Source organism: Streptococcus mitis ATCC 6249, assembly GCF_000146585.1.
GTDB classification, from domain to species: domain Bacteria; phylum Bacillota; class Bacilli; order Lactobacillales; family Streptococcaceae; genus Streptococcus; species Streptococcus mitis_AZ.
This window is the reverse complement of sequence record NZ_GL397182.1, coordinates 1-1,129: the sequence shown is the minus strand read 5'-3', so window position 1 is coordinate 1,129 and position 1,129 is coordinate 1. Positions and strand designations below refer to the sequence as shown.

Sequence of the window (1,129 nt, the reverse complement as noted above, 5' to 3'; positions counted from 1 at the left end):
ATCAGCGTCAACAAGCACCTCTGAGTCAGCATCAACAAGCGCGTCAGAGTCAGCAAGCACATCAGCCTCTGAGTCAGCGTCAACAAGCGCCTCAGAATCAGCGTCAACCAGTGCTTCAGAATCAGCATCAACAAGCGCGTCAGAGTCAGCAAGCACATCAGCATCTGAGTCAGCGTCAACAAGCGCGTCAGAGTCAGCAAGTACATCAGCTTCAGAATCAGCATCAACAAGTGCATCAGCTTCAGCAAGCACATCAGCTTCAGAATCAGCAAGTACAAGCGCGTCAGAGTCAGCAAGTACAAGTGCATCTGAGTCAGCGTCAACAAGTGCTTCAGAGTCAGCAAGCACAAGCGCCTCTGAATCGGCATCAACCAGTGCATCAGCTTCAGCAAGCACAAGCGCCTCTGAATCGGCATCAACCAGTGCATCAGCTTCAGCAAGCACATCAGCCTCTGAGTCAGCGTCAACAAGCGCCTCAGAATCAGCGTCAACCAGTGCTTCAGAATCAGCATCAACAAGTGCATCTGAGTCAGCAAGCACATCAGCTTCAGAGTCAGCGTCAACAAGCGCGTCAGCTTCAGCAAGTACAAGTGCATCTGAGTCAGCGTCAACAAGTGCTTCAGAGTCAGCAAGCACAAGCGCCTCTGAATCGGCATCAACCAGTGCATCAGCTTCAGCAAGCACAAGCGCCTCTGAATCGGCATCAACCAGTGCATCAGCTTCAGCAAGTACATCAGCTTCAGAATCAGCATCAACAAGTGCTTCAGAATCAGCAAGTACAAGTGCATCAGAGTCAGCATCGACAAGTGCTTCAGAGTCAGCAAGCACATCAGCATCAGAGTCAGCAAGCACATCAGCTTCAGAGTCAGCGTCAACAAGTGCTTCAGAGTCAGCAAGCACAAGCGCCTCTGAATCGGCATCAACCAGTGCATCAGCTTCAGCAAGCACAAGCGCCTCTGAATCGGCATCAACCAGTGCATCAGCTTCAGCAAGTACATCAGCTTCAGAATCAGCATCAACAAGTGCTTCAGAATCAGCAAGTACAAGTGCATCAGAGTCAGCATCGACAAGTGCGTCAGAGTCAGCAAGCACATCAGCTTCAGAGTCAGCGTCAACAAGTGCTTCAGAG

At 50.7% G+C, this 1,129-nt stretch carries 1 protein-coding gene; it reads left to right on the top strand.

The window, feature by feature from the left end; all coding sequences use genetic code 11:
* On the top strand, nucleotides 1–1,129 hold a 1,129-nt coding region (locus HMPREF8571_RS11195), incomplete at both ends, for a hypothetical protein (protein ID WP_176601559.1).